5 protein-coding genes are annotated in these 5903 nt (G+C 66.3%); 3 read left to right on the top strand and 2 right to left on the bottom strand.

What is annotated here, in order from left to right; translation table 11 throughout:
* The first annotated feature begins 116 nt into the window (after positions 1-116).
* The 3 genes from IT540_RS05185 to IT540_RS05175 all read left to right on the top strand — a co-directional run bounded on the left by IT540_RS05185 (position 117) and on the right by IT540_RS05175 (position 2545).
* Positions 117-1496: an NAD(P)/FAD-dependent oxidoreductase gene (locus IT540_RS05185; protein ID WP_291174172.1), complete on the top strand. Its 1380-nt coding sequence runs from the start codon at positions 117-119 to the stop codon at positions 1494-1496.
* Between the two features lie 48 nt (positions 1497-1544).
* On the top strand, positions 1545-1985 hold the full coding sequence (locus tag IT540_RS05180; protein WP_366029282.1) for a GFA family protein: 441 nt from the start codon (positions 1545-1547) through the stop codon (positions 1983-1985).
* 287 nt (positions 1986-2272) lie between these two features.
* Complete coding sequence (locus IT540_RS05175; protein ID WP_291174168.1) at positions 2273-2545, top strand: hypothetical protein; 273 nt, start codon at positions 2273-2275, stop codon at positions 2543-2545.
* Here IT540_RS05175 and IT540_RS05170 read toward each other — a convergent pair.
* On the bottom strand, positions 2524-3906 hold the full coding sequence (locus IT540_RS05170; RefSeq protein ID WP_291174167.1) for a YiiX/YebB-like N1pC/P60 family cysteine hydrolase: 1383 nt from the start codon (positions 3904-3906) through the stop codon (positions 2524-2526). The two genes, IT540_RS05175 and IT540_RS05170, sit on opposite strands and share 22 nt — an antisense overlap.
* Positions 3907-4118: 212 nt before the next feature.
* Positions 4119-5597: a lytic murein transglycosylase gene (locus tag IT540_RS05165; RefSeq protein ID WP_291174165.1), complete on the bottom strand. Its 1479-nt coding sequence runs from the start codon at positions 5595-5597 to the stop codon at positions 4119-4121.
* Positions 5598-5903 lie beyond the last annotated feature (306 nt).

Below are 5903 nucleotides of genomic sequence, written 5' to 3'. Positions count from 1 at the left end.
TCAGATCGCTTCCGGGTGAGGGGGCGGGCCACTCACGTGCGCGCCCTCGATATTCTGTCGCCCTACCTAGGGAATTCCTGGTAAGAAACGGCGCCAATCACGTGCGGGAGAACGAGATGGTTGCGGACGTTACACCGGCGGAGAGCACGGCCCCTCTGATCCTGCCCAGGCCGGATCTGCACCACATCGTCGTGGTCGGCGGCGGTGCGGGTGGGCTCGAGCTTGCGACGCGGCTCGGCAACAAGCTTGGCAAGGACGGGTGGTTCCGGAAGCGCCAGGCGGCGATCACGCTCGTTGACCGATCGCGCACGCACATCTGGAAGCCGCTGCTGCACGAGATCGCGGCCGGCAGCATGGATGTGGACCGGCACGAGGTCGAATACCAGGCGCATGCCCACTGGCACGGCGTGAAGTTCCGCTATGGCGAGATGATCGGCCTCGACCGCGCGAAGAAGCTCGTGCATCTCGGGCGGACCCTCGACGAGGACGGGCGCGAGGTCACGCCGGACCGCTGGGTGCCGTACGATACGCTGGTCATTGCGATCGGCAGCGTGTCCAACGACTTCGGCGTTCCGGGCGTCAAGGAGCACGCCTTGATGCTCGATACGCCGGAGCAGGCCGAGCGCTTCAACCGGCGACTTCTCAATGCGTGCGTGCGCGCGAACACGCAGCCGGGACCGATCCGGCCGGAGCAGCTGCACGTCACCATCATCGGCGCGGGCGCGACGGGGACGGAGCTTTCGGCCGAGCTGCACGGCACGGCCCGCGGCGTAGTGGCCTTCGGGCTGGACAAGATCGATCCCGAGAAGGACATCAAGATCACGCTGATCGAGGCTGCCGACCGCATCGTGCCGGCGCTGCCGCCGCGCATCTCCGAGGCGACGACGGAGATCCTGCAGGACCTCAATGTCGATATTCGTACCAGCGCGCGCGTGACCGAGGTCACGGCCGGCGGCGTCAAGCTCGCGGACGGCAGCTTCATCGCCTCCGAGCTCGTCGTGTGGGCGGCCGGCGTCAAGGGGCCGGACGTGCTTGCCAATCTCGACGGGCTCGAGGTCAGCCGCTCCAATCAGCTCGTCGTCAAGCCGACGCTGGAGACGACGCGTGATGCCAACGTCTTCGCGTTCGGCGATTGCGCGTATCTGGTGCCGCCGGGCGAGACACACCCGATTCCGCCGCGGGCGCAGGCGGCGCATCAGCAGGCGTCGTTTCTGGTCAAGCAGTTTCAGGCGCGGATTCGGGGCGAGCCGCTGCGCTTGTTCAAGTACCGCGACTTTGGCTCGCTGGTGTCGCTCGGCCACTACTCGACCGTGGGCAGCCTGATGGGCTTCGTGACGGGCCGCAAGATGATCATCGAGGGCTTCGTCGCCAAGCTGATGTATCGCTCGCTCTACAAGATGCACGAGACGGCGTTGCACGGGTATTGGAAGGTGACGCTCGATTCCATCTCGCGGCTCTTGACGCGGCGCACGGAGCCGCACGTCAAGCTGCACTGAGGGAAAGGGGCGGCCGATAGCAGGCAGCAGGCAGCAGGGAAGGCGGCGATGGTGCGGGAGGTGAATGCGACCGGAGGATGTCTCTGTGGGGCCGTGCGCTTTACGGTGAAAGGGACGCCGCTCCGCATGGCGCAATGCCATTGTCTCGACTGTCAGCGCGCCACGGGCACGGGGCACATGTCGAATGCGACATTCAATGCGGCAGATGTCGAGATCAGCGGCGCGACGTCGAGCTACGCAAGCGCGTCCGACAGCGGCAATACGCTGACGCGGCACTTCTGTCCGACGTGTGGGGCGCGCCTGTTTCTCACCAGCGAGAAACGGCCGGGGCTGATCACCATGGCCGCAGGCGCGTTCGACGACAGCAACTGGTTCGAGCCGGAGCTCGTGCTGTTCACGAAGAGACGGCCTCCGTGGGATATCACGACCGACAAAGTGCCAAACTTCGAGGCCGGTCCGACGCGCTCGCCCAAGCCGAAGCCGGAGTAGGGGCGATTCAACACTTCGACGTCGCGCAAGTGGAAACTTGCGTGGGTCCCGGCCTTCGCCGGGATGACGTCGAGAGGAGGCTGACGGCGTCCACACTTCGTTAACGGGTACCCCGAAAGCCTCGTCTCCAGCATGGTGGCGCGAGAGCGCAACATACTCCGGTGGCGGAGGTGAAGGCGCCGTTTGTCCGAATGCGTCGAATTTTAGGGAACCCCTCAACTCGGGATTGACGCGGCTTTGGTAGCGTTCATGCGCTGGTCCAGGTGGGCCGGCGGAGGTTGCATGCCGTGTGCGTTATTTTCACATTCGTGCTCGCGCACATCGTCGCGTGGTCGGCGCTCGGCGGCGGCTGGCGCGGTGCGGGACGGGCGCCTTTCGTCGTGTTCGTGCCGGCGCTGGCGCTGATCCTGCTCGATGCAGTGCTGAACGATTCCTATGCCGCTCTCGGCGTGAGGGTCGCCACGCTTGCGAGCTGGGAGCTGCTCTACTTCTTCCTCTACGTGTGCCTCAGGCTTGCCGTGCGGCCCGGGCCGGGCGGTCAGGCTTTGCCGCGCAGATAGCCGATGCGGCCGGCCGAGACCTCCCGCAGGCGCTCGAGATGGGCCAGCATCTCGCGCGGATGCAGGGGCAGGCCCGTCATCCGCACGTTATCATCATCGAGCGCGGCGAGGGCCGGGATTACTTCCTCGGCAGACTTGTGCAGCATGACGATCGTGGCCACGCAGGAGCGGCTCATGTTGCGCGGCACTTTCGGGAAGACGCTCGAAAGCAGGTTCTTGGCGCGCTCCGACAGGTAGCTCGAAAGGCGGCCGAAGACGGCGATGACGCGGATGAAGAACGTCTCCTCGAAATGGTAGCCCCGCTTCTCCATCCACTCGAAGAATTTCGTCATGATCATATCCTGACGGCGCAGCAGGGGCGTCAGCCGGTAATCCTGCCATTCCGCCACGAGATCGAAGCGGGTATCGAGATCGATGTCGCCGGGCGCGAAGCTCTCCTTTGCCTTGACGCCGATAGCCTTGAGGAACTGCTTGTTGTTGCGGTGGTCGAACCGCGTCTTGTAGGCTGGGAGCTGGATCTCGCCGTTGCTCGCGTCGGCGTAGGCCTGGGCGACGAGCTTGGCGCAGAACAGTTTGCGGCGGCCCGTGAGGCGCATCGAGAAATCGTAGGGAATGTGCGGCGCGAACCCGGTCTTGCTGGCGAGGACGCGCTCGTAGGCGAGCTTGGCGGCGCGCGCTGCGAGGGCGGCGTCTGGGTGGCGATAGAGCACGGCGCGTCCGAGGCCGTGGTCCAGCACGTACTCGAGCGGGTTGATGACTGAGCCGTCCTCGATCAACGCCTCGACGATCCAGTGCTTGCCGTCGGGATCGACGTAAACCATGGCGATGTGGCTGAACTGGGTGTCCACGTCGCCGATGCGGGCGATGGCGGCGCTGTTGTGGGCGCTGCCGCGCATCAGGATGAGATCGCCCGAGCGGAACGGAATATTGTAGCCGGTGTCGTAGGCGGGATGGACGAGCGTGTTCCAGCCCGTGCCGGTGAAGCCGCGCTTGCTCTTCTCGCCGGGAGCAAGGCGGCGGTTGTCGGACGCGATCTCGCCCAGCATGTCGATGGCGTAGCGCGCGATGCGGAAGACGTCGCGCAGGGCGTTCTGTGCGGTGCGCGTGAAGATTCCCTGCGCCTGCCAGGCCGGGATGCGGTCGCGTAGACGCATGCGGGCCACGAAGAGAGCGTGCAGAAGGAGGGGTGCTACGCCAGCGACCTCGCGGCGATCCGCCTCGTCAATCTCGGTGTCGTAGAGGAGATGATAGAGCTGCCGCAGCGATGCCTCGAGCTCGTGGTGCGACGTCATCTGCCGCTCTGCGACGGCGGCCATGTGCGCGAGGCGATCCTCGAGACCCTTCACGACTGATCGCTGCACGGCGTTTCCTCCCTACCCGTTCCCGTCGTGCTTTGTCTGCGTCGGCCCCCTCCGACAAAATATGCTCGGGGCCGCAGTATTGCTGCGGTCCCGGCCGTCGTCGGGGCCTGGCCGAGCGCCCCCGCGCCGTCGGCCAGCCGCCATGATGGGCCGTTCGTGTCAGATTGATAGGGTCTGACGCGCGGATGGTAAAGGCTGGATACGGCGGGCGCTCAGCCGCGGCGCAAGGCGGAGAGAAGCTCAGGGGTCGGATAGGAGTCGGCCGGCAGCTTGAACTTCAACTGCATGGCCTTAATGGCCTGCCGGCTCTTGAGGCCGATCAGGCCGTCGATCTCACCCACGTCGTAGCCGCGCGCGGTGAGAAGGCGCTGCAACTCCTTGGCTTCGTCGATGCTCAAGAACGGGATACCCTCGCGGCCGCGGCGCATCGCAGGTGCTCCGTCGATCCTCGTCGCGAGATAGGCCGCGGTGGTGGCGTAGTTCAGCGACTGGTTCCATTGCAGGTAGACGTCGAAGTTCGGGTAGGCCAGGAAGGCGGGGCCGAAGCGGCCCATGGGCAGCAGCAGCGAGGCGGCCAGCGCGTCGTTGTCGAGCGGCTCGCCGTCCCGCTTCGTCACGCCCCAAGCCGCCCACTGCGAGCGCGGGTGCTTGATGGTGAGGTCGGACTGGTCCCAGGGCATCTCGGCGGGCACGCGGACCTCCTCGATCCACGGTTCGTTGGCGCGCCAGCCAAGGTGCACCATGTAGTTGGCCGTGGTGCCTATGATATCGGTGGGGTTGGCGAAGAGGTCCGGACGGCCGTCGCCGTCATAGTCGATGGCGTGCTCGAGATAGCGGGTCGGCAGGAACTGGGTCTGGCCGATCTCGCCGGCCCAGGAGCCGATCATGGTTGAAGGCGTCATGTCACCGCGCTCGATGATACGCAGCGCCGCTTTGAGCTCGTCGCGGAACCTGGGGCCGCGACGGCAGTCGTAGGCGAGCGTTAGCAGCGAGCGCATGATGGGCAGCTTGCCCATGCCGGCGCCGAAATCGCTCTCGAGCGCCCAGAAGCCGGTGATGACGGCCGGATGAACGCCGAACTCCTTGACGGCGCGGTCGAATGTGGCGCGGTTCTGCTCGATCTGGGCGCGGCCGTTCTGGACGCGGTTCGGGGTCGCGAGCTTGGCGGAGAAGTCGAGGAAGCTCTGGGCGAAGAAGCCCTGGCGCCGATCGCGCGAGATTACGCTCTGGTCGGGCGTCATGCCCGCGAGCGTGGCGTTGATGACGCGCGGGCTGATGCCCTCGGCAGCCGCCTCCTGCTTGAAGTCGCGCAGCCAGGATTCGTACGTCCAGGTGGTCTTGCAGTTGCGGGGCGCGGGCGGCGGGGGGATGCCCTTGGTCGAGACGCGTCCGGCGCCGGAGGCCTGCGGCACCGCCGGGGTCTGAACGGCCGCCGGGGTGGCTGCGGATGGCGGGGCCTCCGGGGGCGGTGCGGCTGCGGGCGGCACGGTGGCCGCGGTCTCGGCTTCCGGCGTGTCGCCAGGGAGCGGTGCCGGTGCCGTCTGGACGGCGGGCGCCTTCTTTTTCTGCGGCTTGACCTTGGGGGCGTCGTGAACGGGGCCGAACTCGATTCCGCCTGCCGCGGCCGGCGTGGCCTCCGCGAGGATGGGAGCGAGGAGGGCGGCTGCGGCGAGGAGGGGTGCGAAGCGCATTCGGTTCATCCGGATCTCGATTTTTCGCCGCCACTCATGCCGAGCCATGTGGCGCCGTCAAGACTGCGGTCGGCCAAAGGTCCCTGTGTTTGCCGGCCCTTACCGACAGCTACCGAGGCATGTCATTGTTTCTTAGAGCGATTCCAAATTATTCGGGCTGCGGGTCCGGCAACGCGGTCGATGGCCGCTGAGGACGCGCCCGGAACGCCCTTTTGCCCCGGCAGACGAGGTGATAAGCACGCGCGCATGACCGATATCTCCCTGATCCGCAACTTCTCCATCATCGCGCACATCGACCACGGCAAG

This window comes from Hyphomicrobium sp. (genome assembly GCF_020852195.1).
Lineage (GTDB): Bacteria > Pseudomonadota > Alphaproteobacteria > Rhizobiales > Hyphomicrobiaceae > Hyphomicrobium_C.
The sequence above is the reverse complement of the archived record's forward strand: the minus strand, read 5'-3'. Positions and strand labels throughout refer to the sequence as shown.